A 24497-nucleotide genomic window follows, 5' to 3' on the forward strand; every position below is an offset into this window, starting at 1 on the left:
TGACTTGCGTCGATGAAGAGGTTATTTTTGTGTATGGTCTTTGAAAAAACCATCGGTCAGGTTGTAGATGAGAACTATGTGTATGCTCGGGCATTGCATTATCTCGGGATCGATTTTTTTGATACGCCAAACCAAAAGCTCAAGGAAATTTGTGAAGAAAGAGGGCTGGATCGCCGAAGTGTAATCAAGACCTTTTATTCGTTTGATTCATGTCACAGATTCAGCTTTAAAGAGCTGGAAAAATATCCACTTGAGCTTCTTACTGAATATCTGAAACACGCTCACCATCTTTTTATCAAGGATAAGCTGCCATACATCGTGCACCTGGTGAGAAAGTGGAACAAAGACGGTGAGCTCAAAAGCCTGCTTCCCGAATTTGTGGAGGATTTCATAAAGCACATTTATGAGGAGGAGGACTCCACTTTCAAATACATTGAGCTACTCTGCGATATCAAGAATGGATGCGCAAAAGCACCATCTAATTTGTTCATCAATTTCAGAAACTATTCCCTGCAGGAAGAATTTGAGGAGCACCTGGACGAGGATGAATTTGGAGCGATTCGATCATTGGCTTCCTCCCTTGAGCCAATAGACCTTCATGATCGGGTGCTGCTCCATGAGATCAAAGCCTTTGATCGGGAGATGATCTACCACGCTGAGATCGAAAACAACATCTTTTTCCCTAAGGCCATCGAATTGGAAACTACCATTGGGAAGAAGATCAAAAGCCTAAGCACCCTCAATTAATGCCCAGAATACTGGCGATAGACTATGGTGCCAAGCGTACAGGCGTGGCAGTTACTGATCCATTGGGGATTATTGCCTCGCCATTGGATGTTTTCCCCAGCCATACCCTTGAGGATTTTTTGAAAGCCTACTTTCAGAAGGAGGAAGTGACCAAAGTGGTGATTGGGATGCCAAAAAATACGGATGGAAGTCCAACGAATGCAACTCCACTGGTGCAGGCGTTTATCAATCGTTTCAAAAAAGTATTCCCTTCGATGGAATTAATTTTGCATGATGAGCGCTTTACTTCCAAGATGGCCTTTGATGCGATGCTGGCTGGAGGGATGAAGAAAAAGGACCGCAGGAATAAGGGTAATGTGGACAAGATAAGCGCTACGATAATTTTGCAATCATATTTAGAGAGTAATCCATGATTTTTCCAATCGTATTGTATGGAGACCCTGTGCTGAAGAAGCGCGCAAGCGAGGTAGAAGAAGGCGATGAGTCGGTAAAGGAATTCATCGAGAGCCTGTATGAAACCATGTATGCCGCACAGGGTGTGGGGCTGGCGGCTCCTCAGGTGGGAGAGTCACTTCGGATCTTCGTGATAGACACTGCCCCAATGGAAGATGAAGAGGAAGATGGTCTGAAGCAGGCCTTTATCAATCCGGTGATGATTGAAGAGCTGGGAGAAGAGTGGGCGTTTGAAGAGGGCTGTTTGAGCATTCCGGGCATCCGGGCGGATGTAAACAGAAAGCCAAAAATCACGATTGAGTACTTTGATGAGAACTGGGAGCTGCATGAAGAAACCTTTGATGGGATGAAAGCGCGGGTGATCCAGCATGAGTATGATCACATTGAGGGAAAGCTCTTTACCGATTACCTAAGTCCATTCAAGAAAAAACTACTGAAAGGGAAGCTGGCCAACATCAGCAAAGGGAAGACAGATGCGGAGTACCGGGTGAAGGTGCCGGGGTGATCTAGTAACTTCCAAAGTACTTGTCATTTCGACGGCAGGAGAAATCTTTAAACTTTTTACTGCTACTCATCAATAATGTAGATTTCTTGTTTCACTCGAAATGACAAAATTTTGAGATTTTTAATTAGTCCAACTTATTAAACCATGAAAGACCTGACCATTTCACTCATTCAAGCAGACCTTCACTGGGAAGAAATAGACGCCAACCTGGCCATGTTTGAGGAAAAAATCTGGTCGATTGAAAAATCTGATCTCATCGTCCTTCCCGAGATGTTTACCACAGGCTTCTCCATGAATGCCGAAAAACTTGCCGAGCCACCCGGTGGAAAAACTTTTAAGTGGATGCGGCAGATGGCCGCCCAGAGAAAAGTAGCAGTAACAGGGAGCTACATCGTGAAAGAAGGAGGCCAATATTTCAACCGGCTCTATTTCGTCTACCCGGATGGATCTTCGAAGCAGTATGATAAAAAGCATTTGTTCAATCTGGCGGCAGAGGGAGAAACCTACACGCCAGGCTCGGAGCGAATTATTTTGGAGTATCAGGGCTGGAAGATCCATCCGATGATTTGCTATGATCTGCGGTTTCCCGTGTGGGCGCGATCCCGAAGGACACCTGAAAACCTGTACGAATATGACCTGCTCCTTTATGTAGCCAACTGGCCCGATACCCGTGTGAATGCGTGGGACACCCTGCTCAAGGCGCGAGCGATTGAAAACCTGGCATACTGTGCCGGGGTGAATAGAATAGGGACGGATGGATTCCCCAAGGACTACAATGGTCATTCGGACATTTATTCACCCAAAGGAGAGGAGCTGGCTTTTTCTGACAATAAAGAAGAGATTCTGACCGCCACACTCTCAGCGGAGGAGCTGCAGAACTACCGCAGGGATTTCCCTTTTCAGGAAGATGCGGATGGGTTTGAGTTGGGGTAGGAGATCAGATCTTTCTGAGGCATGTTTGTTGGTGACAACACCAACAAAGGCTGAAAGGTCAGCACTTGGGGATTACTGGCGTGATCCCGGTGGGGGATTGTCAAGCGAAAGCCCTTCTCGTTGCACTAGAAGGTTCTCTTTGTTTGCTCTGCTCATTCAAGCGAGCTTGATTCGCTCGCAAACAAAAAACCCGATGCTTTCGCATCGGGCTTTCGCTTGCAGAGGCGGAGGGATTCGAACCCCCGGTACCTCGCGGTACAACGGTTTTCAAGACCGCCGCATTCGACCACTCTGCCACGCCTCTGTGATCTCTGCAATATTCTATTGAGCAGCTTCCTACTCTTCTAATTTCTTCGAGGCGGTTCCGCCGCATTCGACGGGGACGCCTAGTCCACTCTGCCACTCCTCTGTGTTCCCAGCCTGCCGGCAGACAATTCTACAATATTGTAAGTAGTTTCCTACTTTGAAGAATTCCTCCGCTGGAAGCGGCGAAAATCGGATCGCAAAAGTAGCGGTTTTTAGGAAAGAGACAAATTCAATTCACTCGAAAAAAGGGGCAATTGATTCTTTCATCCGTTCGGGCATTTTCACCGGCCTGCCTGTCTCCATATTCATGAAGGCAAGGATGGTCTCTCCAGTGTTTACCAGGTCCCCGGCTTCATTTCGTATTTCATAAAGAAATCGCATTCGGGCCCTTGGCATCTCCGGGATGATGAGCTTGATGGTAAGCAGGTCGTCATACTTGGCCGGGCCGTGATACTTAATGGAGAGATCCAGTACGGGCATGCCCACCCCCGCATCTTCCATTTCGCTGTAAGGGAAGCCCAGCGCGCGGAAGCCTTCCACCCGGGCCACTTCATAGTAGGCAGGATAGTTGCCGTAATACACGAAACCCATCTTGTCGGTTTCGGCGTATCTGACCCGGATATGTGTTTCGTGGGTATACATTATCGATAAATTCTCTCCCTGTTCAGCGCTCGCTGGAATTTTGCCGCATTCACATTGTGCTCCACAAGTGTTTTTGCAAACACATGATAGCCAGAAAAGTCCGAATTGGCACAGAAATATAAATAATTATGGTCTGCATAGTTCAACACCGCATCCATAGCGGGGATGCTCGGCATGCTGATTGGCCCTGGAGGGAGTCCTCTATACTTGTACGTATTGTAAGGGGATTCAAATTCTTTGTCTTTGTTTAGTATCCGTCGGATGCTGAAATCCCCAATCGCAAAAACCAGTGTGGGGTCGGCTTGTAAGGGAATTCCCCGCTTTAGCCTATTGATATACACTCCGGCAATTGTGGGAGCTTCGTCCATTTTGTTGGTTTCTCCCTGCACGATGGAGGCCAGCGTGGATACCTGTTCCTTCGACATGTTTAGGTCTTTGGCTTTTTGCTTTCGTTCCTCCGTCCAGAATCGATCGTATTCGGCCTTCATCCGGTCGAGGAGTTCTTTGGGGCGGGTAGTCCAGTACACTTCGTATGTGTTAGGAATAAACATACTGACGAAGGTCTCCTTTTTAAACCCGTAATATTGAGCTGTAGTATCTGCAAACAATATAGGTGCTAACTCAGCTGAATCTATCTCCAGATTCTGAGTAAGGATTTTTGGGAGTTGCTTCAGCAACCGAGCATTAGAAAATGTGAGCTTAACAGGAGTTTGGGCACCTGACCTCAGTAGGTTGATTAACTCCATGTTGGTCATATCTCCTTTGATAAGATACATGCCGTTTTTCACATTTGTATCCAGGTCTTTGAGTTTGGCCAGAAAACTGAAGGATACCAAATCATTCACTATGCGTTCATCCGATAGTTTATCCTGAAGCTGCTTGAATGTAGTGCCTCGCGGTATTGCAAAGTATCGATCTTCCTGTTCTATCAACACATTGGGCGTGTAGATAATCTGATAGGTGTAGAACGCAAATGATGAGAGCATCATGGTAAACACCACGAGGAAAATGGCGATGAAATATTTTTTACGCATAGGGCAAAAGTAATACGAGGTTTTATCAGGAAAGGATATTCTTCGGGAAGGCTACAGCTCCATATCTGCCGTGGTGCGTGATCGAGATTAGCTCTCTGGCAGGCTCTATAACCGGGAGATTTAAATCATCAGATCCAATGTGGTAATCAAGTCCCTTTTCTCGAAAGAAGTCAATGACCATGAATCGAATTCCTTCACTCCAGTTGCTATTCTTCTTGGTAAATATTTGGTAGTCTATTTTATCTAAGTCTCCACAGATAGCAAGGATATAGTCTTTTGCATCATGAATTTCACCTTTTATTCCGTCTGACTCGAAAGTAATGTGGTCATCTTCTTTTTTGAGTTTGATAGGAATCTTGGAGGGAGAATAGTTAATAGGCTCTCTCTTGCATTTAAAAATTGCTTCCTTAGCAGACCACAAGAGCCAGAATTGATTTGGATGATCAATCAGAATATCTTCTTTATTTCTGATCAGATCCAAAGACCGATCATCCCGCTCTCTCAGCTTTGGATCCTCAAGGTCTACTATATCAATTCCCAGCATTAGTTTATTCGCTAAATCTCCAATCTTCTATAACATATTCAGCCTCGTAAACTCTACCTAGCTTGGTTTCGTTTCTGGTTTCATGGACAAAATCAACAACCTCGCCATCTAAAATAAGATCATACATGATCTCCCAATAGGTATCTGTCTGATTCTCGTAAGGCTCATTCCCATTGTAGAGTGCAACTGTAACTTTCTTGGCACCATTCTCTACGTAGGAACTTATATCGATTTGTTCATTCACACCGTCCTTAGTAGAAATGTGATACTCTGATTTGTAGATAAGGGAGTCATCTACGTAAACGTGAGCAATATTTTCTATTCTGCTGATCACTACTTTAAAATCAGAACTTACCTGTTCTTTTTCCTTTTTTTCCTGAACAACTTCTGGCTTTTCTTCTTTGGCCTGCTCTTTCTGAGTAGTTGAGCCACATGAGAAGGTAAATAAAGTGACAATCAAAATGTAAAATCTCATGGATGTGTTGATTTTTGAGTTTCTGATTTCTTTCGGTGCAAAAGTAGCAAATAGAATGCTGCTTGTATTTTTAGGTATATTTTGGTTTTACATCAAAATCCACCTCTGCTCGTTGAGCGATCTGTTTTACCTCCGGGATCCAGTACGCGATCTTTAGGATAAACCGGTTAAACAGATCAATAGGCCAAGGGAACTTTCTTGCAATGTCAATGAAAAGAACTACTCTGACTTCCTTAGACTCGTTTTTTGCTTCATGTAGGTAATTATCATTAAAAATGATGCCTTCTCCATTTTTCCAATAATAAGTCTCTGCGTTCTCCATACTATCCTTTCGGTTTTGATCATTATCCTTTAGGTCATCATTGATCTTTATCCAGCACATATTGTTTTCGTTGTTCTCAGGGATGATCACTCCTAAATGATACCGAAGAAAGCCGTAGTAATAGCCCTTATGGGGACGAATATGCTGTTCCGGATCAAGAATGGAAAAGAAGGCTTGCTTTATCCGAGGTATTTTCTTTAGCAGGTCAGCTGTGTTGGGACACTTCTCACAATTCTTATTTATGAATTTTCCAGACTTGATTACAAAGGATTTCCACTTAATAGAATGAACACCACCTTCGGTTTTATTACCGGCTAGCCCCTCCATATTGGTAATTTGATCTTTGTATGATAGAAGGCCCTCACATTCCTTCCTAATCTCTTCGTAATTGTCCTCAAGCAGTTTGAAATCTGGGTAGGTCTTATGGTAATCATAAATGAAAGCTGGCGTCCTCTTAACCCATCCTTTCCTCTCAAAACTCTTGAAGAGACCATTTACCCTTGCCAGCATGTTTGCCATATTCTCAGTCCAATTTGATTCGGCGAAGTTAAAAAAATGCATGCCGAGAATTATTTTTCAGCAGACTTTTTCAACATTATTCGATTTAAGTTTTATTAATACAGCCATCAAGAGTCATGCCGACAGTTACTTTCGCTTCGTTTCATGAATGAGTTAGTCATAAGTGAATAATTTTGAGCCTTCAAAATCGATGATATGCAGCGAAACATCTATTTGATAATTTTATTTTTTGGCTTCCAGATCAATCTGTTTTCGCAGGTGCTGATCCCAGGCGACCTCCAAAATGACATTTTCAAGCTAATTACTTTAGAGAATGATTTTGAGGACAAGCCAATCGTAATTAACCCCAGTATTCTTACCTATTATGATATTGACAGTATGTCATTTCTGGGATGGGAGAGGTTGATTTTCAATACAAAGCAGGTTGGTGATCGATCGTTTCGGGTGATCAACCCAAGTGCTTCCATGTCATATAATAGTGAATACGCGAGAGGTTTAAATGATGGGGCTGTTTGGTTGGGCAGAGGATTGAATTCCTCAATGAACTTTGGTTTCACCGGAAGGAAGGGAAAGTTTCACTATTCATTTGCTCCGGTGGTTTACTATGCTCAGAATAAACCATATAGAATCGACTCGGGTCCTTTTGACAAAAATGAATTTCAATACCCTTTCAATCGGGGCATAGATTGGGTTTTAAGATATGGTGATAACGCCTTTGTTGATTTCTGGTGGGGACAATCGGAGGTTAGATTCATCGAAAAGAACTTCACAGTTGGGTTGTCAACGCAAAATTTTATCTGGGGACCTTCGCAGATCAACCCACTCTTGATGAGCAATAATGCTCCCGGCATCCCCCATATTGATATTGGTACCGCTACTCCTTTTCGAACAAAGTCGGGAGATTGGGAATTTAAAGTTTACTGGGGCGTGATGCAAGAGTCGGATTATTTTGATGAAGAAAGCGACAATGACTTAAGGTATCTCAATGCGTGGACAGTAGGATACAGGCCATCATTTATGGAAGGTTTGTCTGTAGGAATGACTCGGATTAAATATCGGGATATGCCAGATGGAGGTAGGTTGGGATTTAAGGATTTGTTCACCTCATTTTCCACTGAAGTTTTAGAAGATCCAGATCCAATTGTTCCCGGCGGACAAAATGATGTGTATGATCAGATGGCCGCCTTTACGATGAGATGGGCCTTTCCTGATAAAGGGTTTGAATTTTATATAGAATATGCGCTTAATGATTTTCCAGGAAATCTTGCGGGCTTACTTGAACTTCCAGACAGATCGCGTGCCTACAACCTTGGATTCATAAAGGTGAAAGATTTGAAGAATGGAGCTAAGCTGTTACTAAACTATGAGCATACTACTCTGGCCAACAATCAAACACAGATTAATAATATAACTCCGACATATTATGCGCATTCGGTTGTAAAACAAGGGTATACAAACAATGGACAGATCATGGGAGCAGCGGATGGACCTGGCGCCAACGCGGATTTGCTAAGAGTTAACTATTACATCAACAGCCATATTGTAGGGTTCTCCTATCATAGAACCAGACACAACGATGATTATTTGGTGAAGAATTTTCCTTTTGGAGATCCTCCTCACGATTGGGAAAATTCATTTGATTTAAGCTATTCCAGGCAGTGGAATAATATGTTTGTGGATGCACATATGAATGTTACAACTCGCAGAAATTGGTACTTCGACACTGATGTTTTTACATTTTATAACATTCAACCTTCAGTTAGGTTGACATACATACTTCCTTAAATTTGCTTTATGTACGACTACCTGATTGTTGGAGCTGGCCTTTTTGGTTCCACGTTTGCTCATCAAGCCACACTTAAAGAGAAAAAGTGCCTTGTTATAGATCGAAGGTCTCATATAGGTGGAAATGTTTACTGCGAAAATGTCGGAGGGATTAATGTTCACAAGTATGGAGCTCATATCTTCCACACCAATGACAAAGAGATTTGGGATTATGTAAACTCTTTCGTTGAGTTCAACAGGTATACCAACTCCCCACTAGCTAATTATAAAGGAAAACTTTACAACCTTCCGTTCAACATGAATACGTTTTATCAGCTATGGGGGACAAAAACCCCAGATGAGGTAAGGACAAAAATTGATGAACAGATAAAAGCATCTGGAGTTACTGATCCTCAAAATCTGGAGGAACAGGCTATTTCACTTGTTGGGACAGACATCTATGAGAAACTAATAAAGGGCTATACCGAAAAACAATGGGGTAGAAATGCAAAAGATCTCCCTTCCTTTATCATCAAGAGATTACCGATTAGATATACGTTTGATAATAACTACTTCAACGATAAGTATCAGGGGATTCCCATGGGAGGATATAATAAGATCATCGAGAAAATGCTGGAAGGCTCAGATGTAAAACTAGGAGTGGATTTTTTCAAAGATCGAGCGGAGTTAGTATCCAAGTGTAAGGAAGTTGTCTATACCGGGAAGATTGATGAATACTTTGATTTTAAGTATGGTTTGTTGGAGTATCGAAGTTTGCGATTTGAGCATGAACATCTTGACAAGAAAAATTACCAAGGGAATGCTGTGGTAAACTATACTGAAAAGGAAGTGCCATATACAAGAATTCTTGAACACAAACACTTCGAATTTGGGACTCAGCCAACAACAGTAATCACTAGAGAATATCCTCAAGAATGGAATAAAAACTTGGAACCATATTACCCGATTAATGATTCCAGAAATGATGAAATCTCTAGAAAATATAAGGAGCTTGCGGAGAACGAACCCAATGTAATTTTCGGGGGAAGATTAGCTGAATATAGGTATTACGATATGCATCAGGTAATTGGCTCAGCTCTGAGTAAAGCGAAGAAATTAATAAAGTCATGATTTTTAGTGTATATCACAAAGACGCTCCCTATTTCATAGACGACACCTATCATGTTATCAAAGTGGGAAACCAAAAAGCTGATTTTATCAATGATGGTTTGTCTGATGATACTGGCGATAACATTGCGGAGAAGAATCCTTTTTTTTGCGAGTTAACAGCCATCTACTGGATATGGAAAAATTATGACCTGAATTCTACTAAGTTCATTGGCTTTAGTCACTATCGAAGACATTTCGATTTTAAGAGTCTCTGGTTCAAGATAAGGACTGATATTAAGCAAGCCAGAATGTCAAAATATCTGCATTCAGATGACCACCTAAAAATCGAAAAGCACCTTGAAGAATATGATGTGATTGTAACGAAACCATCGATTCTGAGAAAAATGACGATAACAGAGCACTATCAAGATCGTCATATCGCAGAAGACTGGGATATAATGCTAGCTGCACTAAAGGAAATGTATCCTGAGTACCACCAGACTGCCTCAGAATATTTCAACAAGAAAAGACGAAGACTCTACTGGTACAATATGTCGATCATGTCGAGCGATAAATTTCGAGTTTATATGGAATGGTTATTTCCACTTCTTTTTGAGCTTGAGAAACGAATCAAAATATCAGATGATCCTTACCAATCTCGAGTAATAGGATTTCTGGCGGAGCGATTGATGAACCTGTATTTTGAGCATAACAAGTTCAAAATCCTGGAAAAACCGATGATTTACATAAAGGACTAGATTTTAGCCATGCTTGGCAAGCTTTCCATCTTGTAACTTCAGAAGACTATCAGAAAGATGGAAGTATCTGTCATCGTGAGTGATCACTATTAGAGTTTTACCTCTTTCCTTTAGGAACGGAATGATTTTGTGATAGAAAATCTCCTTAAAGTAAGGATCCTGATTTGCCGCCCACTCATCAAATAGATACACTTCTTTATCCTCCAATATAGCACTGATTAATAGTAGCCTCTTTTTCTGGCCATCTGACAGCCGCTTAGTGGTAAAGCTGTTGTTTTCAATTCGAACCTTCTTGCTTAACTCGAGCATGTCAATCAATTCCTGCCCCTGTTCTTTTAAGATTTCTGGATCAATGTGATCCAACTCTGTGAAAACATACGAATCAGTGAATACCGCTGAAAATCGCGAACGGTAAAAATTCAACGTATTTTCCTCTACCTCTTCACCTCTGTACAAGAGTTTCCCAGCTAGCGGTTTATATAAACCTAGCATCAATTTAGCAAGGGTCGTCTTTCCACTACCATTTCCACCAACGATGAATACAGATTCCCCTCTCTTTATGCCAAGATCAATAGGGCCAAGTTTGAAGTGTTCATCTTCATCAGCGTGGTAATATGAATGCTCTAATCCTTTAAGCTCTATCAAAGGATCATTCTTTTCAGACCAGTTTTCATTGCTGATTTCATCGTTATGCTGAAACGAAGGCTCTAGTGAAATTCCAATCTTCTCAATATGCTTGAAGGTGACTTCAATGTTTTTAAGGCTTCTAAGGAAACCTGTTGCTGACGATAGAGGAGCAATAGTCATTAAAACCAGAATTAAGTATTTCCCAAAAAATTCAAGAGTTACAAATCCTGTTTGGAAAATGATCACTATTAAAGCCCCCATTCCCAAGAGAAGAACCAAGTCTGTGGATCTGTTGAAAATCGCGCCGACAATGCTTTCTTTCAAGTAGAATCTCATCTGAGTTTTGCTCGTAGGGATCAGGTGATCATCTACAAAAGATTTGGAAAGCTTTCTATTTAGCGTGAGTTCTTTTATCCCTAAAACCAATCCTTCAAAATGTTCAAAAAGATCATTTAGATAGCTTCTGGATCCGTATGCATATTTCCTTATTAGAGGGAGAGCAATTTTGGTAAGTAGAAAAATGATCACAAACAAGAAGATAGTCGCCAGAGATAACAGAGGCGAATACCAAACCATATAACCCAAAAGCCCAATGACTGTTGCAAGTCCGGTGGTAACCGCAGGAAGTGTGCTTACATACTGAGCAATTTTGTCAATATCTGCTCCAAGAATTGGAAGGAGTTTTGATTCATTGTGCTCTATTTCTTCAAAAGGAGCCTGAATGATTTTTTTGGACATATCTACCCTCAACTCATGAATAATGCGTTGCATCAGTCGGGAAACTGCATAGGATGCTACAATGGAAAGTACACCGTATCCAACCCAGAAAATTCCAAACTCAATAAGGAAAGAGTTAAGATCGAAATCAGAACCTTCCACGGCCTGATGTATACTCCGAATTACCATGGTAGAGGTAAATCCGGTAAGGATACTGGCAACCAAGGCCACCATAAATAGTGGAAGAGAAGATTTTATTAGTATTCTGATTACTACCATTTGCCTTGCTAGCTAATTAAAAATTGACTTTACGATAGAAAAATTGCCAGTACGGCACTTAGTACTACAAGTACCACTAAAAGTTTCAGAAGAAAATGAAAAAGGTAATTGTCACGAGTCGTTTTAGCAGTCAGTCTGTTCCAGAATTGTGACTTTTCATACTGTTTTACTTCTTCCTCAGTGAAAGTTTCTTCAGGAAAATAATCTAGTTTACTAGTCACTTTATACATTCCATAAAAATTCTTTCCAGCAGCATGGATGATTGCTGGATGACTACCTGTGATCGTATTCTTGATCATCCCATTAGCATCTAATACATAATCATGATCCTCCATACCTGATCTTCCAGCGATACAGCTGAATATTCGATGATCATGATCCAGCTTCAATTTATCTCTGTTTGTAGTGATGAATTGATTCAATATATCCTGATCATTAGCCCCATCCTTTTCAATAAGTTTCAGAATTCCCTTCACATAGCCAGCTCTCCCAATCCAGCCACCTGCATTCAGGAAACGATAAGGCTTTTTGCCGCGAGGGTAATTCATGTAGTATCGGAATTTTGAAATGGGAGGCTCGTCGCAGTTGAAATTTTGCTCTGTTCCCAGCACAAATGGATGATCCAATTTCAAAAACTCCTCTTCAATGTATTTTGTATCTCTTAAAAATGCACTGTCATACCCATCTGTATACAGTACTATCTCATCATCGTCCTGCTTTTCCAGAAACTCAAGAGTCCATTTAGTCTTGTCATCATGTGCGGTATAAACTCTTCCTTCCCCCAAAAGCTCAATTTCAATATTGAATTTCCTGGTTGAGGCAAGTAGGCGTTCTAAATGATGATTTGTATGAGTGGCGATGGTTATGACTTTCATCGATCGCAGAGAAGTATTTTGAATTATGGCGCAAAGCTAACCTAACTCTAAGGATGACAGGTAATTTGGAGGAAATAAGATGGTCTATGTCTTAATAATCAGGTTACTTTGCCATCACATCCGAAACAGACAAATGAGCAAAAAACATTTTCTAACCTTCGCTACCAATTTCAAAAATGAGAATCCATACCTAAAGGATTGGATCGAATACCATGTTAAGGTTGGAGTTGATCACTTCTATCTATATGATCAGGATGGTGGAGAAGAAGCTAGGGAAATACTGAAGCCATATGAGGAGAAAGGAATTGTAACAAGGCACCCATGGACCCATCTAGATGGAACAAAGTACGATGGAGCGACCAAATGGTGGCAGAGAAATAAGAACCACATGGGATTTGCACATGCGGCAAAAAACTATAGAAAGGAATTTCAGTGGCTCATGAAAATCGATGTTGATGAGTTTTTATTTCCTCTTGATGGAAGTAATCATCTACATACATGGCTTAAAACTGTGGATGAGAAAAAAATCAAAGGAATCAAGCTCCCTCGAATCAATTTTGGAAATAATGGATATGACAACAAACCAGAGAAGTCTGTTTTGGAGGCCTATACAAAGAGGGAGGAGAATTATTCAGATCATAAAGATCTTGGGAATGGTGATTTTCTGTCAAGCAACCGTTTTGCCTACAGCGCACATTGGTGGCATTATAAATGGTACAAGTTTGGAAAAATGATGACAGATACAGACCAAATAGATTGGAGAATCAATCATTATTATACCAAGTCCTTAGAAGAGTATCTGTCTCGTCAGAATGTCTCAGGAGGAAGACCAGTAGGAAGAGAAGGTTTTGATGAGAAGAACAGAGGTTGCAATGAGGTGGAGGACACTTCTATGCTAGAGCTTCTCAAGAAGGTAGGCTGGTAATTATTTCTCAAATCCAGATTTATCTGGGTACATATCCTTTAGAAACCGCTGAGCCAGTTCCACCACTTTCATGTTAGGATTGTCTTTCTGGTCATCATTCAGACAATAGAATTTTGGAGACTTTTCTTTCAGCCATTCGAAAGCTCGCTTCTGTTTTCTGAAGTTGTTAGTGATTTTATGGAACGAATGAATCTTTAAAAGTTCGGGTAGTTTAATAGCCTTGCAATACGCAGATTGATGTTTCAAAGTATACCAGCGATATAGCTTATAGGTCATCACGTCAGTTCCTTCACGAAACTTATGTGACTTAATTTCTTTGATCAGTTCTGGCCTTGCTTCCTGCATTTTCTGCCACCATTCCTTTCGGATCAAAAGGGGAGAATGCTCTATCAAACCAAGCCCCACCATATCATTTTTCTTATTATAAATCCTCCAGCTAAGATTCTCCCCAAACAACGTTCCATGGATCAGAACCTTTCCCTCTTTCGAATAGAAATCTTCTGGACAAACATTATTACCAAAAAGAAAATCGTCATTCAGATAAATGAAGTCCTCAGATAAGCCAGGTATTTTATGAATGTAGCTTTCGATCACATTGTAATTGAAGGTAGGTATATCCTGCTCATCAAAGACTTCATCATGATGAACAACTGAAATTTTCGGGTGATCATAATTTAACCAATCAGGTTTCTGAGGGCGGCAGGTAAAAATGTAAATGTGATTGATCCATGGAGCAAATTTCTCAACAGAGCGCAGGCTATATTTCATTAAATGAAAGAGGTCTCGATAGCGCTCTGGATTGAGATCCATAGGCTTTTCCGAGTATTGATTTACCAGCTTTTGGTACTCCAGATCATTGCCATCCACCCAGGTATATACTAAATCGATCGGCTTATTTATCTCTGTCTTGCTCAACGATTCCAATTAGTTAACTCGAATTACCTTCTTTTGCGTCATGATTCGTCTGATCCAATATCTCAAACGCGTTGCAAATGTAGTTTTATTCGCTTTGCCCGGTCAATATCGTCAGCGAAAGCTTGAGATTTTGGAAGAGATGTTTCGTAAATCCATTTCTGTCCTCAAGGAATCAGGTGAACCCTATTGGCTGGATTTTGGAACATTGCTTGGCTATCACCGAACGGGAGGGATCATTCCGCATGATATAGATATTGATGTGGCAATGATGGAAAGCTCATATGAAGCTGTGAGGAAACTAAAAGGAAAGATGCCAAAAGGGTTACGGTTTTATGATACTTCTGAAAATCACGAAGGTCCTAAGATTTACTTTTCCTATAAAGGCTATGATTTTGACATCTTTTTCTATGAAGATGAAGGGGACACGGTACGCACTTTTGTGGAAGCCAAATATCCTAATGAACGACAGCATATCTCGAAAAAACTGATTTTTCCATTAAAACAAGATTCCTTTCTTGGTGAGCAAGTCACCGCTCCAAATGATACATTGGGTTACCTTCAATTAATGTATGGATACCTGGGTACTGGAGGGTGGAGAGATCAGGAAACAGGTCTTTGGCATCCGCCAAAAGCCTAATCAAGTTTTGGCAGGATCTTTTCTTTCGCCCGCTCCAGATGCTCCTGATTATCAATCTCACACCAGGCAAGATTTTCTAATTTGAGAACGTCTACTTTATGATTATCTGATAACTGTGCAATAGCAACTTCATAATCTTTATTCATTCCATCTTCGGCTTCTGCATGATGTGCTTTTAATTTCTCCAGTAACTCAAGCGAAAGTTTCCAGATGCCAACGAGCTCTGCATCTATAGATCCGAGATTTTCCTTTTTCTTGGAGAGATTCTTCAATTTCCCATTCTGCATTTCTACATACACCTCATCATTGGATTGTGTGAAGCCACTGCAAAGAATGATGTCTTTGGCTTCAGCTTCAATCAAACTTTTTACTGCATCAGAATGATAAAGCAGATCTGATTCCAGCAACAAGAAATCTCCTTTTATCAGATCAGATCCGTAAATCAGTGTGTGAAAACTGCCAGTGGTGGCATAGTCTGGGCTGAGGAATGTGGTTAGTCCATGCTCCTTTGCAAACTTCTCATAATGCTCATGCAAATGACCTGTGCCAATGATTACGTTTTTGATTCCATTTTCCTTTAGGATTCTCACCGATCGCTCAATGAGTTTCTCTTCACCGACCTGCATAAATCCCTTAGGGATGTCAAATGTGTAAGGCTGAAGTCTAGTGCCTCTGCCGGCTGCCAAAATCACGGCTGTTTCAATCGTTTGCGTCATCTCTTGAAAATAAAGAGGGGAATCCCTCGGTTTCCAATTACTTTTGCTGCGAAGATAGAATATTCTAAATCGCGATAGGCGAGCATAAATTCATATTTATAAATAATCCATTTAGGGGTAATTGAATTGAGACTTACCTATCAAAAAATTTGACATACGTAAATGAAGAAAGTATACGTAGGAATGGGGACTGACCTCATCCACCATGGACACATAAACATTATTGAAGTAGCTCGTGAACTGGGCGAAGTAACTGTAGGATTACTATCCGATAAAGCAGTTAGCAAATACAGTAGGACACCTTTTCTGTCATATGACGAGCGAAAGAAAATCCTTGAAAATCTGAAAGGCGTAAGCGAAGTGATCCTTCAGGAGGATCTTGACTATGAGAAGAATCTTCGAGAATTGAAGCCTGACTATGTGGTGCATGGAACAGATTGGAAAACCGGCCCTCAAAAGCATATCCGGGACAAAGTGATCAAACTTCTAGAAGAATGGGGTGGAGAGCTCGTAGAGCCGGAGTATACTTCCGGTATTTCTTCCACCGGGCTGAGACAAGCGATGAAGGAAGTGGGAACCACACCAGACATTCGAAGAAGAATGTTAAGAAGACTATTGGAGTCAAAAGATATTGTGCGAGTTCTTGAGGCTCACAATGGTATTTCTGCGCTGATTGTAGAGGAGACTAAAGTAGATTCCGGAAATGAGTCTCGAGAGTTTGATGCAATGTGGGTGAGCTCCCTAACGGACTCTACAGCGAAAGGAAAACCAGATACGGAATATGTTGACCGAACTTCAAGGTTCAATACAATCAATGACATTCTTGATGTAACAACCAAGCCAATCATTTTGGATGGTGATACCGGAGGTGTTTCTGAGCACTTTGCCATGCTGGTGAGAAATCTTGAGCGACTAGGTGTTTCTGCCGTGATCATCGAGGATAAAGTGGGGTTGAAAAGAAATTCACTTTTCGGAACAGAGGTTAAGCAGGAGTTGGACACGATCGAAGGATTCTGTGAAAAAATCAATACTGGGAAAAAAGCTCAGGTTACAGAAGATTTTATGATTATCGCAAGACTTGAAAGTCTGATTGCTGATCATGGTATGGAAGATGCGCTTGAAAGAGCAAAGGCATACATCGAAGCAGGTGCAGATGCCATCATGATCCATAGTCGTCATAAAGATGGAGCGGAGATCATGGAATTCATGCGGCGATATCAGGAGTTTGAATACAAAGTGCCGGTCGTTTCCGTGCCTTCTTCTTACAATCAGTTTACGGAAGATGAGCTAATAGAAGCTGGATTTAGTATCGTGATTTATGCAAATCATTTGCTTCGAGCTGCGTTCCCTGCAATGAAAAGAACCGCTGAGTCCATTTTGGAACATAAGCGTTCGAAGGAGGCTGATGAATTTTGTATGTCTATCAAAGAAATACTAAACATACTTCCAAACTAGTGCCTAATGGCACACATATTTGTTTGAAATAACAAACTATAATGATGCTTAACACGCCCAATTTTAGTCTTCTATCGTAAATCTCACATTGATGCTTGACCCTCAGAAATTTTTAAAAGCAATCCGATCTAAAGGCATTGAGTTTTCAGCCGGAGTTCCTGATTCGTTGTTGAAAGACTTTTGCTCGGTCATGACCGACGAAGGCTCGGACATCATAGCGGCTAACGAAGGCGGGGCGATTGCTTTGGCAATGGGCCACCACCTGGCTACCGGTAAAATCCCATTGGTGTATATGCAGAATTCCGGGTTTGGCAATTGCGTAAACCCATTAATGTCGTTGGCAGACAGAGAAGTTTACGCCATCCCTATGCTGCTGATGATTGGCTGGAGGGGAGAGCCCGGCGTGAAGGATGAACCACAACACGTAAAGCAGGGAAGGATTTCCGAAGAGCTACTCCAGGCGATGGAGATTCCTTACGCCATTCTTTCTGAAGAGGAAGCAGAAGCTGAAAAGCAACTGGCAGAGGCTGTCAAGGTAATGGAAGAATCGAGTGCTACTTATGCGCTATTAGTTAGAAAGGACACATTCGAAAAATATAAGCTTCAAACCAAGGTTGAAAATCCGTATACGATCAATCGGGAAGAAGTGATTGAGTGGATGCTGAAAGGAATGGAAGAAGAGGCCGTAATTGTTTCCACTACCGGAAAATCATCTCGTGAAGTATTCGAAATCAGGGCCATAAACAATATGGGACATGGCAAAGATTTTCTCACTGTAGGAGGAATGGGACATGCTTCTCAGATCGCCTTAGGAATAGCATTAAGTAAGAAGGATAGACCGGTTTATTGCCTGGATGGAGATGGGGCTACCATCATGCACATGGGCGCTGGTGCGATTGTTGGTAACCAACCTGCATCAAACTACAAGCACATTTTGATCAATAATGGCTGTCACGAATCTGTCGGTGGGCAGGCTACCGTAGGCTTTGCGATTGACTTTCAGAAAATAGCGGAAGCTTCCGGGTACAAACAAACCTGGTTGGTTGAAAAGATGGATGAGCTGCCGGCGATTTGGGAAAAATTCCAACAAGCCGAAGGACCAGTCCTGTTGGAAATCAGAACGACCGAAGCTTCCCGAGCGGACCTGGGTAGACCGACTACCACGCCTGTTCAGAACAAGGAAGCTTTCATGAAGAATTTGAAAGACTAAAAATAAAATGTCCCCCTCAGGAGGGGGTAGGGGGAGGACTATTGCCCTCATTAATTTTGCTTTAAATGAAAAACGATCCAGAAAGAAAAATCTTATTAAACCCCGGCCCGGCCACTACTTCTCAGCGAGTGAAAGAGGCACAGCTGGTTTCTGACATCTGTCCCAGGGAAAAGGAATTTGGGCAGGTGATGCACGATATCTGTGAGGGTATCCTTAAAGTTGGAAATGGCCAAGATACCCATCGTGTAGCTTTGTTTGGCTCAAGTGGCACAGGGGCGATGGAAGCGTGTCTGATTTCGGCAATCGGCAAAAGCGATCATGTGCTGGTGATCACCAATGGAGCTTATGGCATCCGCATCAAGGCGATTTGTGATGGCTATGGCCTGAAGAATACTGGCATGTTTGAGTTTGGGGATTATCCTGAGCCGGCAAAAATCAAAGAGGCACTTACCTCAGGCAAATACACGCATCTGGCGATGGTACATCACGAGACTTCTACGGGGATGATGGATCCACTGGAAGAGGTGGCTGAGATTTGTAAAGAGACCAAGGTTAAATACATCGTCGATGCGATGAGTTCGTTCGGTGCATACCCAATCGATTTGGCTGATTTACATATCGACTATTTATTCTCCAGCTCCAATAAGTGTATTCATGGGATGGCAGGTCTTTCTTTTGTGATTTTTCATAAGGATCGAACGGATGAGCTGAAACAAAACGGAACCGGATTTTATTTTGATGTATACAAGCAATGGGACAATTTGCAGCAGAAAGATCAGCTGAGGTTTACACCACCCGTTCAGACCAGCTATGCTTTTCTGGAAGCAATCAAGGAGCACGCAGAGGAAGGGCTTGAGAACAGATGGAAACGCTACCAGTCCAACTGGCAGAAATTGTATGATGGGTTCATTGAGCTTGGATTTACGCCCTTCTTACCACTAGAGCAGGAGTCGAAAATCTTACTGGCATTGAATCTTGATAAGCCGGGTCTCGATTTCAATCATTTTCATGATTACCTGTATGATAACGGGATTACAATTTATCCAGGGGTAATACCAGAAAGCAAGACATTTCGTGTTGCTGTGATTGGTGATCTTTACGAAGCAGACATGGATTACGTGATGGAGAAAGTACGAGCTTACTTTAAGTAGACCTCATTTACTTCTTTTGATACTTCAGACCAATCGTATTTTTTCACTTCCTCCAGGCCATGCTTGGATAATTCCTCGCGTTTGGAAGAGGGGATGAGTTTTTCTATACAGGAAGCAAACTCTTCTAGATTTCCCGGCTCAGCAAATCCAATTTTCATCGTTTTAGTGATCACATTTTTATAGCCGGAATTCGCATAGCCAGCAATAGGCGTTCCTACCGACATAGATTCAAGCAGAACAATTCCAAAGCTTTCACCATAAAGTGCGGGAGCAAGGTAGATGTCAGATTCTTTGAGCAAGCGATATTTTTCTACTTCGCTGACAAACCCCAGCATTTCCACATCTTTTAAGTTGAGATCGGAAATATACTTCTCCACCTCTGCTCTTCCATCACCATCTCCGGCAACCACCAGTTTCATTTGAGGGTATCGCTGTTTGAGGAGATGAAAAGCTTGGAGTGCGTGCATTACCCCTTTTCTGGGTTCCAATCTCCCCATGAAGAACATCTGGAAGAATTCATCCGCTCGCTCAGACGTCTTTGGAGCAATCCTTTCTATTTCTTCCAGATCAATGCCATTTGGAATGATGTGAATTTTCCGCTTGGAGAACCTTGAAATATATGCCGACTGACTCTTGGAAACAGAAATAATCTGATCCAGAAAAGTGAAAATTCCACGCGCTACCGTAGGCATAATCCAGTCGCCTACAAACTGGCTTTTTGGGGTATCGTGAAAGGTGGCTATTTGCTTCGCTTTCGAATGCCTGAGTACCTGAAATGGTAGCAGGGGATTCCATATCGTATGATAATGAATGATGTCAAAGGATTCCGTCTTTAGAAATGATTTCAAAGACTTCTTTTCTTCCTTCAGCGCAATGTTCACATCGATTTTTGTTCCTCCGATGTTCACCGATCTATTTTTACCGAAAAAGTGAACATTTTTTTCTTCCACTAAATTGGCATTAATATTGGGTGCAATGATCTTGACCTGATGACCTATCATTGTAAGATGTTTTGACAGACTCACAATGTGAGATTTAACACCACCCGGGCGTGAAAAATCATATGGACAAACAAGCGCGATTTTCATTGACTACAATCTTACGGAGCTGGATCGGCATGGCTTTGCTGCTTGTGCTGCTTTTTGCCAGTCTTCAATCTGAGGCTCAAAGTAAATCATATCCTTTCAAACCGGGTGAAAAACTAACCTACAACATGAAGTTTGGTTGGTTCAATATAGGAGAGGCAGTGGTATGGCTCGATCCGGAATTTCACTATCCAAATAAGTCCAAGAAGCCACATTATAAAGTACAGTTTACAGTTACTACGGCCAGTTGGTTTCGTGTTTTTTCCAAGCTGAGTGTGTGCATGGAGTCGCTCATTGAAGTGAACGAGCTACAACCATTAAGGTCGGATCGGGACATGGAAGGCAAGGGCTCTATCGATATACGTCACGATTATTTTTCCTATGCTGATTCGGTTTCTGTAAAGGCCTACATTGAAGACATAGATGAGTGGAGGCACCACAAATTTCCCAGCGGAAATGTGCCGATTCGTGATGCGTTGAGCACGTACATGTGGCTAAGAAGCAGGGATAAGTCTCAGTTTACCAGGACAGTAGAGGTAAGAACATTTTTCTCTAATGATCTGTATGAATTCAAAATGCTGCCTGGAGAAAGCACCACACACAAATACGACGATCGAAAAGTGCGTGCGCTGGAATTTGGCCTGGTATTCCCGGAGGGCGAATATTTTGATAAGGGCAAAACAGGCCGTGTGATCATGAGCGACGACAGAAACAGGTATCCTTTGCGATTCGAAATAGACATGACCGTAGGGTCATTCCTTTTTGAACTGGCCAAAGTAGAGTACATGGATTGATATCCTTCTGTACCTTTGTGCAAAAGAAATTCCTTGGCGAAATCAACTATTTTATTGGGTTCCAAAGCCTTTATGCAAAGGCTGGAGGAAGTGGCTAAGACGGCAGAAGAATCCCTTCTTGCCCAGGCCATGACATTCGAAGGGGATGAAGCTGGAAAATGGCTCATTGATGTGGTGGAGGCAAGCCCGGCTAAGGATAAGCGGTTACTCATCGATAGCTATTCCAAAGTAGTCATCAATGATCACTTTGTTTTTTCTGCCAAATACCTGAAGGATGCTGCTTTCAAAAATGAAGTGAAAGAGACCAAAGCGATCATTGCGAGAGCCGAGGCTCTAGGAATTCAGGTGAAATTTACCAATCCGGTCGGGTTGATCGGTCAAAGGTACCCACTTCGCAACCATAAGAAAATGGTGATCGTGGATGGAAAAACCAGCTTTCTTGGAGGCATTAATTTCAGTGACCACAACTTTGCCTGGCACGATATGATGGTGGAGCTAGGGGATAAAAAACTTGGAGGGAGTCTGGTTGAAGATTTTGATAATACCTGGAATGGGATCAATCAATCTACAGCTATCGAAACGGATGAAGGAAGCCTGTACCTCTTCAACGGTTCGAAAAGCAGGGAGCTTTATGATGATTTTTTCGGACATATACGAGCCGCCAAAGAGACAGTTCAGATCATCTCACCCTACATTTCTGAGCCGCTATTGGGGGTATTGCGATCGGTAGCTGCCTCAGGCGTAGCGATCACCATTGTATCTCCCCAGAAGAACAATAAATCGATCTTTAAGCATATTATCCGGTCTGAGCAGCAGAAAGGATATTTCAAATTGAAAGAATATCCCGGCATGTCACACATGAAAGCTATTCTGATTGATGATGAGAAGCTGATTTTTGGTAGCAGCAATTATGATCTGGTGAGCTATTATTTTGAGCAGGAAGTGGTATTTGTTTCTGAAGATCCCATGCTCATCAAAGACTTTAAAGACAAGGTGATGTCTGAGGTGACAGAGGGTGCAATGGAAGCTGATTTTTCCGCTTTTGGAGCCAGAAAGGCGTCCCTTATCATGGGGATGCTCAATAAAATAGGGGGTGTAGCGTCAAGAACTATTTTACGTCCCCATTAGTTAAATTTGCAATTGATATGAAGCAACAAGATTTTACCTGGAGCGACGAAAAAGAACCCCATTTTCAGCGCAGAAAAGTGATCATGGAGGAATATCCTGAAGTGAAGAAGCTTTTTGGAAATGATCCTTCATTGATCTTCAAGACATTATTTGTGGCGGCTCTGCAGCTGGCCATTCCGATTTTCTTTCTGCCGGAAAATCCCTGGCTCTTTGCTTTGCTCGTACTTCTTGTGGGCACCACGTTGACCCACATCATTGTGCTTGCGATCCATGAGATCACACATGATCTTGCTTTTAAGAAGAAAGTATTGAATAACTGGCTGGCCATTTTGGTGAATTTTCCTCTTGTGGTGCCGTTTGCGATGGCGTTTAAGGCATATCACGCAAAGCATCACTGGCATCAGGGCAAAGAAGGTGTAGATACGGATTTGGCTGTGAAATGGGAAGCACGAGTGTTTAGAGGCCCGATCGGAAAGTTTATTTGGTTAATCATCCAAATTCCAGTTTATGCCATCCGTCCAATATTTGTACATCCGATGGTTCCGGATAAGTGGCAAATTATCAATGCCTTATTTCAAATTTCCGCTATGGTAGGGTTTTACTTCCTGGCTGGATGGGCGGGTTTGCTGTATTTAGCCTTGTCTACAGCATTGGCTACTGGCTTGCACCCGATTTCCGGGCACTTTGTAGCAGAGCACTTTATCTACAAGGAAGGGCAGGAAACATACTCCTACTACGGCTGGTGGAACAAGCTTATTTGGAACGTAGGCTATCACAATGAGCATCATGACTTTCCAACCATTCCAGGGTCAAAGCTTCCAGAGCTAAAAAAGATTGCTGGAAAGCATTACGATAACCTCTATTCGCACCAGAGCTATGCCAAGGTGATCTGGCGGTTCTTGTTTGATAATAAAATTTCACTTTTCTCTCGCGTGAAGCGAAACAGCTAGTCATCAATGCTCGGTTACTTAAAAAGGAGGTACAATAATCACCTGAACAAGGTACTATCTACCATCAAGCTCATTGATGTGGAGGAGCGCTACGATCTTCATTTTAGCCGGTTCTACGGGCTTTATTTTGCCAATGCAGCCAAATGGATGAAGATGACACCTACTCAGGTCTCCATTATTAGTTTGGTTCTTGGGGTTTTCGGGGGCGCTCTCTTTTATTATCAGGGGAATTTTTGGATTGCGGCTTTGGGAGGATTCCTGGTGACCTGGGCAGGTGTATTGGATAGCGCCGATGGTCAGCTTGCTCGTATGACAGGACAGTCTTCCGAACTTGGCCGGCAGATAGATGGCCTCATAGACAATTTGGTTTTTATCTCATGCTACATAGGGGGCACGCTATACCTTATTCCTCAGTATGGTTATTGGGTATTTATTTTGATGGTAGCTGCCGGTCTGGCACACAGCTACAAAGCTGGCCTATATGAGTTTTATAAGTCTGAATATTTGTATCTGGTTGGAAAATCGGATGCCGGCCATATTCCACTATCTATAGATGAAATTAAGCCAACAGGAAGTAAGTGGCATCATAAAATCATGCACTATATCAATCTGGATTATACCGGGAAGCAAATACGTTCTACCACCCGATCTGCAGAGGATCGAAAAAGAATGAGAGAATTGTCGCGAAATCAAGCAGACAAGTTTGATCCGCTATATTCCAAATGGAACTTTGAGATGCTGTTTTGGTGGGCGTGGCTTGGCGGCAGCAATACCCACCGGAATGCCATGGTTATCTCTGCGCTATTCGGAAGATTTGATATTTATCTGGCAGCCAGCCTGATTTGGACAATAGGCTACCTGCCTCTAAACATCATGCAGAGAAGGTACGATCAAAAATTATTGAAGGAATTGACCTGATAC

The 24497-nt window shown here is 42.1% G+C and carries 26 protein-coding genes and 1 tRNA gene; 16 read left to right on the forward strand and 11 right to left on the reverse strand.

Annotated elements, in window-relative coordinates; translation table 11 throughout:
• The first annotated feature begins 12 nt into the window (after positions 1-12).
• From RLN88_RS02285 to RLN88_RS02300, 4 genes are all read left to right on the forward strand, one after another.
• Positions 13-747 (forward strand): hypothetical protein, encoded by a 735-nt coding sequence (locus RLN88_RS02285; protein WP_350219753.1) that lies wholly within the window; start codon positions 13-15, stop codon positions 745-747.
• Positions 747-1160: a Holliday junction resolvase RuvX gene (gene ruvX, locus RLN88_RS02290; RefSeq protein WP_350219754.1), complete on the forward strand. Its 414-nt coding sequence runs from the start codon at positions 747-749 to the stop codon at positions 1158-1160. The genes RLN88_RS02285 and ruvX overlap by 1 nt, the downstream gene beginning before the upstream one ends.
• Positions 1157-1705 (forward strand): peptide deformylase, encoded by a 549-nt coding sequence (gene def / locus RLN88_RS02295; protein ID WP_350219755.1) that lies wholly within the window; start codon positions 1157-1159, stop codon positions 1703-1705. Before ruvX ends, def begins: the two co-directional genes overlap by 4 nt.
• Before the next feature lie 144 nt (positions 1706-1849).
• Positions 1850-2638: an amidohydrolase gene (locus tag RLN88_RS02300; protein WP_350219756.1), complete on the forward strand. Its 789-nt coding sequence runs from the start codon at positions 1850-1852 to the stop codon at positions 2636-2638.
• 219 nt (positions 2639-2857) lie between these two features.
• Here the strand turns inward: RLN88_RS02300 and RLN88_RS02305 are convergent.
• From RLN88_RS02305 to RLN88_RS02330, 6 genes are all read right to left on the reverse strand, one after another.
• Positions 2858-2942 (reverse strand) — tRNA-Ser (locus RLN88_RS02305).
• Between the two features lie 236 nt (positions 2943-3178).
• Complete coding sequence (locus tag RLN88_RS02310) at positions 3179-3586, reverse strand: acyl-CoA thioesterase (protein WP_350219757.1); 408 nt, start codon at positions 3584-3586, stop codon at positions 3179-3181.
• Positions 3586-4620 carry an endolytic transglycosylase MltG gene (gene mltG / locus RLN88_RS02315; RefSeq protein ID WP_350219758.1) on the reverse strand — a complete coding sequence of 345 codons (1035 nt, stop codon included), beginning with the start codon at positions 4618-4620 and terminating at the stop codon, positions 3586-3588. Before mltG ends, RLN88_RS02310 begins: the two co-directional genes overlap by 1 nt.
• A gap of 25 nt (positions 4621-4645) precedes the next feature.
• Complete coding sequence (locus tag RLN88_RS02320; RefSeq protein ID WP_350219759.1) at positions 4646-5164, reverse strand: 4'-phosphopantetheinyl transferase family protein; 519 nt, start codon at positions 5162-5164, stop codon at positions 4646-4648.
• 4 nt (positions 5165-5168) lie between these two features.
• The gene (locus RLN88_RS02325; RefSeq protein WP_350219760.1) at positions 5169-5639 is read right to left on the reverse strand and encodes a hypothetical protein; all 471 of its coding nucleotides are present in this window, start codon (positions 5637-5639) and stop codon (positions 5169-5171) included.
• Positions 5640-5709: 70 nt separating this feature from the next.
• Positions 5710-6522 (reverse strand): aspartyl/asparaginyl beta-hydroxylase domain-containing protein, encoded by an 813-nt coding sequence (locus RLN88_RS02330; RefSeq protein WP_350219761.1) that lies wholly within the window; start codon positions 6520-6522, stop codon positions 5710-5712.
• 153 nt (positions 6523-6675) lie between these two features.
• On the opposite strand from RLN88_RS02330, the gene RLN88_RS02335 reads away from it, so the two are divergent.
• From RLN88_RS02335 to RLN88_RS02345, 3 genes are read left to right on the forward strand one after another with little or no spacing between them, the layout of a single operon-like run.
• Positions 6676-8265 (forward strand): capsule assembly Wzi family protein, encoded by a 1590-nt coding sequence (locus tag RLN88_RS02335; RefSeq protein WP_350219762.1) that lies wholly within the window; start codon positions 6676-6678, stop codon positions 8263-8265.
• Between the two features lie 9 nt (positions 8266-8274).
• The gene (gene glf / locus RLN88_RS02340; RefSeq protein ID WP_350219763.1) at positions 8275-9375 is read left to right on the forward strand and encodes a UDP-galactopyranose mutase; all 1101 of its coding nucleotides are present in this window, start codon (positions 8275-8277) and stop codon (positions 9373-9375) included.
• Positions 9372-10112 (forward strand): DUF4422 domain-containing protein, encoded by a 741-nt coding sequence (locus RLN88_RS02345; RefSeq protein WP_350219764.1) that lies wholly within the window; start codon positions 9372-9374, stop codon positions 10110-10112. The genes glf and RLN88_RS02345 overlap by 4 nt, the downstream gene beginning before the upstream one ends.
• Positions 10113-10115: 3 nt before the next feature.
• On the opposite strand, the gene RLN88_RS02350 is transcribed toward RLN88_RS02345, so the two are convergent.
• On the reverse strand, positions 10116-11735 hold the full coding sequence (locus RLN88_RS02350) for a cyclic peptide export ABC transporter (RefSeq protein WP_350219765.1): 1620 nt from the start codon (positions 11733-11735) through the stop codon (positions 10116-10118).
• Between the two features lie 29 nt (positions 11736-11764).
• Positions 11765-12610, reverse strand: a complete 846-nt coding sequence (locus RLN88_RS02355; protein ID WP_350219766.1) for a glycosyltransferase domain-containing protein — start codon at positions 12608-12610, stop codon at positions 11765-11767.
• A 133-nt stretch (positions 12611-12743) separates the two neighbouring features.
• Here RLN88_RS02355 and RLN88_RS02360 point away from each other — a divergent pair, with 133 nt between their 5' ends.
• Entirely contained in the window at positions 12744-13535 is a 792-nt protein-coding gene (locus RLN88_RS02360; protein ID WP_350219767.1) for a glycosyltransferase family 92 protein, read from the forward strand.
• Here the strand turns inward: RLN88_RS02360 and RLN88_RS02365 are convergent, their stop codons facing one another.
• Positions 13536-14450: a stealth family protein gene (locus RLN88_RS02365; protein ID WP_350219768.1), complete on the reverse strand. Its 915-nt coding sequence runs from the start codon at positions 14448-14450 to the stop codon at positions 13536-13538.
• A 40-nt stretch (positions 14451-14490) separates the two neighbouring features.
• Here RLN88_RS02365 and RLN88_RS02370 point away from each other — a divergent pair, with 40 nt between their 5' ends.
• The gene (locus tag RLN88_RS02370) at positions 14491-15087 is read left to right on the forward strand and encodes a LicD family protein (protein WP_350219769.1); all 597 of its coding nucleotides are present in this window, start codon (positions 14491-14493) and stop codon (positions 15085-15087) included.
• Here RLN88_RS02370 and RLN88_RS02375 read toward each other — a convergent pair.
• The gene (locus RLN88_RS02375; protein ID WP_350219770.1) at positions 15084-15803 is read right to left on the reverse strand and encodes a phosphocholine cytidylyltransferase family protein; all 720 of its coding nucleotides are present in this window, start codon (positions 15801-15803) and stop codon (positions 15084-15086) included. The two genes, RLN88_RS02370 and RLN88_RS02375, sit on opposite strands and share 4 nt — an antisense overlap.
• 162 nt (positions 15804-15965) lie before the next feature.
• On the opposite strand from RLN88_RS02375, the gene aepX reads away from it, so the two are divergent.
• From aepX to RLN88_RS02390, 3 genes are all read left to right on the forward strand, one after another.
• A complete protein-coding gene (gene aepX, locus RLN88_RS02380) occupies positions 15966-17258 on the forward strand; it encodes a phosphoenolpyruvate mutase (protein WP_350219771.1) in 1293 nt (430 codons plus the stop codon).
• A gap of 91 nt (positions 17259-17349) precedes the next feature.
• Positions 17350-18468, forward strand: a complete 1119-nt coding sequence (aepY, locus tag RLN88_RS02385) for a phosphonopyruvate decarboxylase (RefSeq protein WP_350219772.1) — start codon at positions 17350-17352, stop codon at positions 18466-18468.
• 65 nt (positions 18469-18533) lie between these two features.
• Positions 18534-19619, forward strand: a complete 1086-nt coding sequence (locus tag RLN88_RS02390) for a 2-aminoethylphosphonate aminotransferase (RefSeq protein WP_350219773.1) — start codon at positions 18534-18536, stop codon at positions 19617-19619.
• On the opposite strand, the gene RLN88_RS02395 is transcribed toward RLN88_RS02390, so the two are convergent.
• On the reverse strand, positions 19607-20707 hold the full coding sequence (locus RLN88_RS02395) for a glycosyltransferase family 4 protein (RefSeq protein WP_350219774.1): 1101 nt from the start codon (positions 20705-20707) through the stop codon (positions 19607-19609). The genes RLN88_RS02390 and RLN88_RS02395 overlap by 13 nt on opposite strands.
• On the opposite strand from RLN88_RS02395, the gene RLN88_RS02400 reads away from it, so the two are divergent.
• Genes RLN88_RS02400 through RLN88_RS02415 form a run of 4 tightly spaced genes read left to right on the forward strand, consistent with a single transcriptional unit; the run spans position 20683 to position 24494 of the window.
• The gene (locus RLN88_RS02400) at positions 20683-21498 is read left to right on the forward strand and encodes a DUF3108 domain-containing protein (protein WP_350219775.1); all 816 of its coding nucleotides are present in this window, start codon (positions 20683-20685) and stop codon (positions 21496-21498) included. The genes RLN88_RS02395 and RLN88_RS02400 overlap by 25 nt on opposite strands.
• A gap of 33 nt (positions 21499-21531) precedes the next feature.
• The gene (locus tag RLN88_RS02405) at positions 21532-22626 is read left to right on the forward strand and encodes a phospholipase D-like domain-containing protein (protein WP_350219776.1); all 1095 of its coding nucleotides are present in this window, start codon (positions 21532-21534) and stop codon (positions 22624-22626) included.
• A gap of 17 nt (positions 22627-22643) precedes the next feature.
• Positions 22644-23576 (forward strand): fatty acid desaturase, encoded by a 933-nt coding sequence (locus RLN88_RS02410; RefSeq protein ID WP_350219777.1) that lies wholly within the window; start codon positions 22644-22646, stop codon positions 23574-23576.
• 6 nt (positions 23577-23582) lie between these two features.
• On the forward strand, positions 23583-24494 hold the full coding sequence (locus RLN88_RS02415) for a CDP-alcohol phosphatidyltransferase family protein (protein ID WP_350219778.1): 912 nt from the start codon (positions 23583-23585) through the stop codon (positions 24492-24494).
• Positions 24495-24497: the final 3 nt, after the last annotated feature.

This window comes from Ekhidna sp. (assembly GCF_040223195.1).
In the GTDB taxonomy this organism is placed as follows: domain Bacteria; phylum Bacteroidota; class Bacteroidia; order Cytophagales; family Cyclobacteriaceae; genus Ekhidna.

Coding starts and splice junctions, on each gene's coding strand:
- RLN88_RS02325 (WP_350219760.1), bottom strand. CDS start 5,639: ATGAGATTTTACATTTTGATTGTCACTTTATTTACCTTCTCATGTGGC.
- RLN88_RS02400 (WP_350219775.1), top strand. CDS start 20,683: ATGGACAAACAAGCGCGATTTTCATTGACTACAATCTTACGGAGCTGG.
- RLN88_RS02360 (WP_350219767.1), top strand. CDS start 12,744: ATGAGCAAAAAACATTTTCTAACCTTCGCTACCAATTTCAAAAATGAG.
- RLN88_RS02335 (WP_350219762.1), top strand. CDS start 6,676: ATGCAGCGAAACATCTATTTGATAATTTTATTTTTTGGCTTCCAGATC.
- RLN88_RS02345 (WP_350219764.1), top strand. CDS start 9,372: ATGATTTTTAGTGTATATCACAAAGACGCTCCCTATTTCATAGACGAC.
- RLN88_RS02285 (WP_350219753.1), top strand. CDS start 13: ATGAAGAGGTTATTTTTGTGTATGGTCTTTGAAAAAACCATCGGTCAG.
- RLN88_RS02350 (WP_350219765.1), bottom strand. CDS start 11,735: ATGGTAGTAATCAGAATACTAATAAAATCTTCTCTTCCACTATTTATG.
- glf (WP_350219763.1), top strand. CDS start 8,275: ATGTACGACTACCTGATTGTTGGAGCTGGCCTTTTTGGTTCCACGTTT.
- RLN88_RS02415 (WP_350219778.1), top strand. CDS start 23,583: ATGCTCGGTTACTTAAAAAGGAGGTACAATAATCACCTGAACAAGGTA.
- RLN88_RS02310 (WP_350219757.1), bottom strand. CDS start 3,586: ATGTATACCCACGAAACACATATCCGGGTCAGATACGCCGAAACCGAC.
- RLN88_RS02320 (WP_350219759.1), bottom strand. CDS start 5,164: ATGCTGGGAATTGATATAGTAGACCTTGAGGATCCAAAGCTGAGAGAG.
- RLN88_RS02300 (WP_350219756.1), top strand. CDS start 1,850: ATGAAAGACCTGACCATTTCACTCATTCAAGCAGACCTTCACTGGGAA.
- RLN88_RS02390 (WP_350219773.1), top strand. CDS start 18,534: ATGAAAAACGATCCAGAAAGAAAAATCTTATTAAACCCCGGCCCGGCC.
- RLN88_RS02370 (WP_350219769.1), top strand. CDS start 14,491: ATGATTCGTCTGATCCAATATCTCAAACGCGTTGCAAATGTAGTTTTA.
- aepY (WP_350219772.1), top strand. CDS start 17,350: ATGCTTGACCCTCAGAAATTTTTAAAAGCAATCCGATCTAAAGGCATT.
- RLN88_RS02375 (WP_350219770.1), bottom strand. CDS start 15,803: ATGACGCAAACGATTGAAACAGCCGTGATTTTGGCAGCCGGCAGAGGC.
- ruvX (WP_350219754.1), top strand. CDS start 747: ATGCCCAGAATACTGGCGATAGACTATGGTGCCAAGCGTACAGGCGTG.
- def (WP_350219755.1), top strand. CDS start 1,157: ATGATTTTTCCAATCGTATTGTATGGAGACCCTGTGCTGAAGAAGCGC.
- RLN88_RS02330 (WP_350219761.1), bottom strand. CDS start 6,522: ATGCATTTTTTTAACTTCGCCGAATCAAATTGGACTGAGAATATGGCA.
- RLN88_RS02395 (WP_350219774.1), bottom strand. CDS start 20,707: ATGAAAATCGCGCTTGTTTGTCCATATGATTTTTCACGCCCGGGTGGT.
- RLN88_RS02355 (WP_350219766.1), bottom strand. CDS start 12,610: ATGAAAGTCATAACCATCGCCACTCATACAAATCATCATTTAGAACGC.
- RLN88_RS02410 (WP_350219777.1), top strand. CDS start 22,644: ATGAAGCAACAAGATTTTACCTGGAGCGACGAAAAAGAACCCCATTTT.
- mltG (WP_350219758.1), bottom strand. CDS start 4,620: ATGCGTAAAAAATATTTCATCGCCATTTTCCTCGTGGTGTTTACCATG.
- aepX (WP_350219771.1), top strand. CDS start 15,966: ATGAAGAAAGTATACGTAGGAATGGGGACTGACCTCATCCACCATGGA.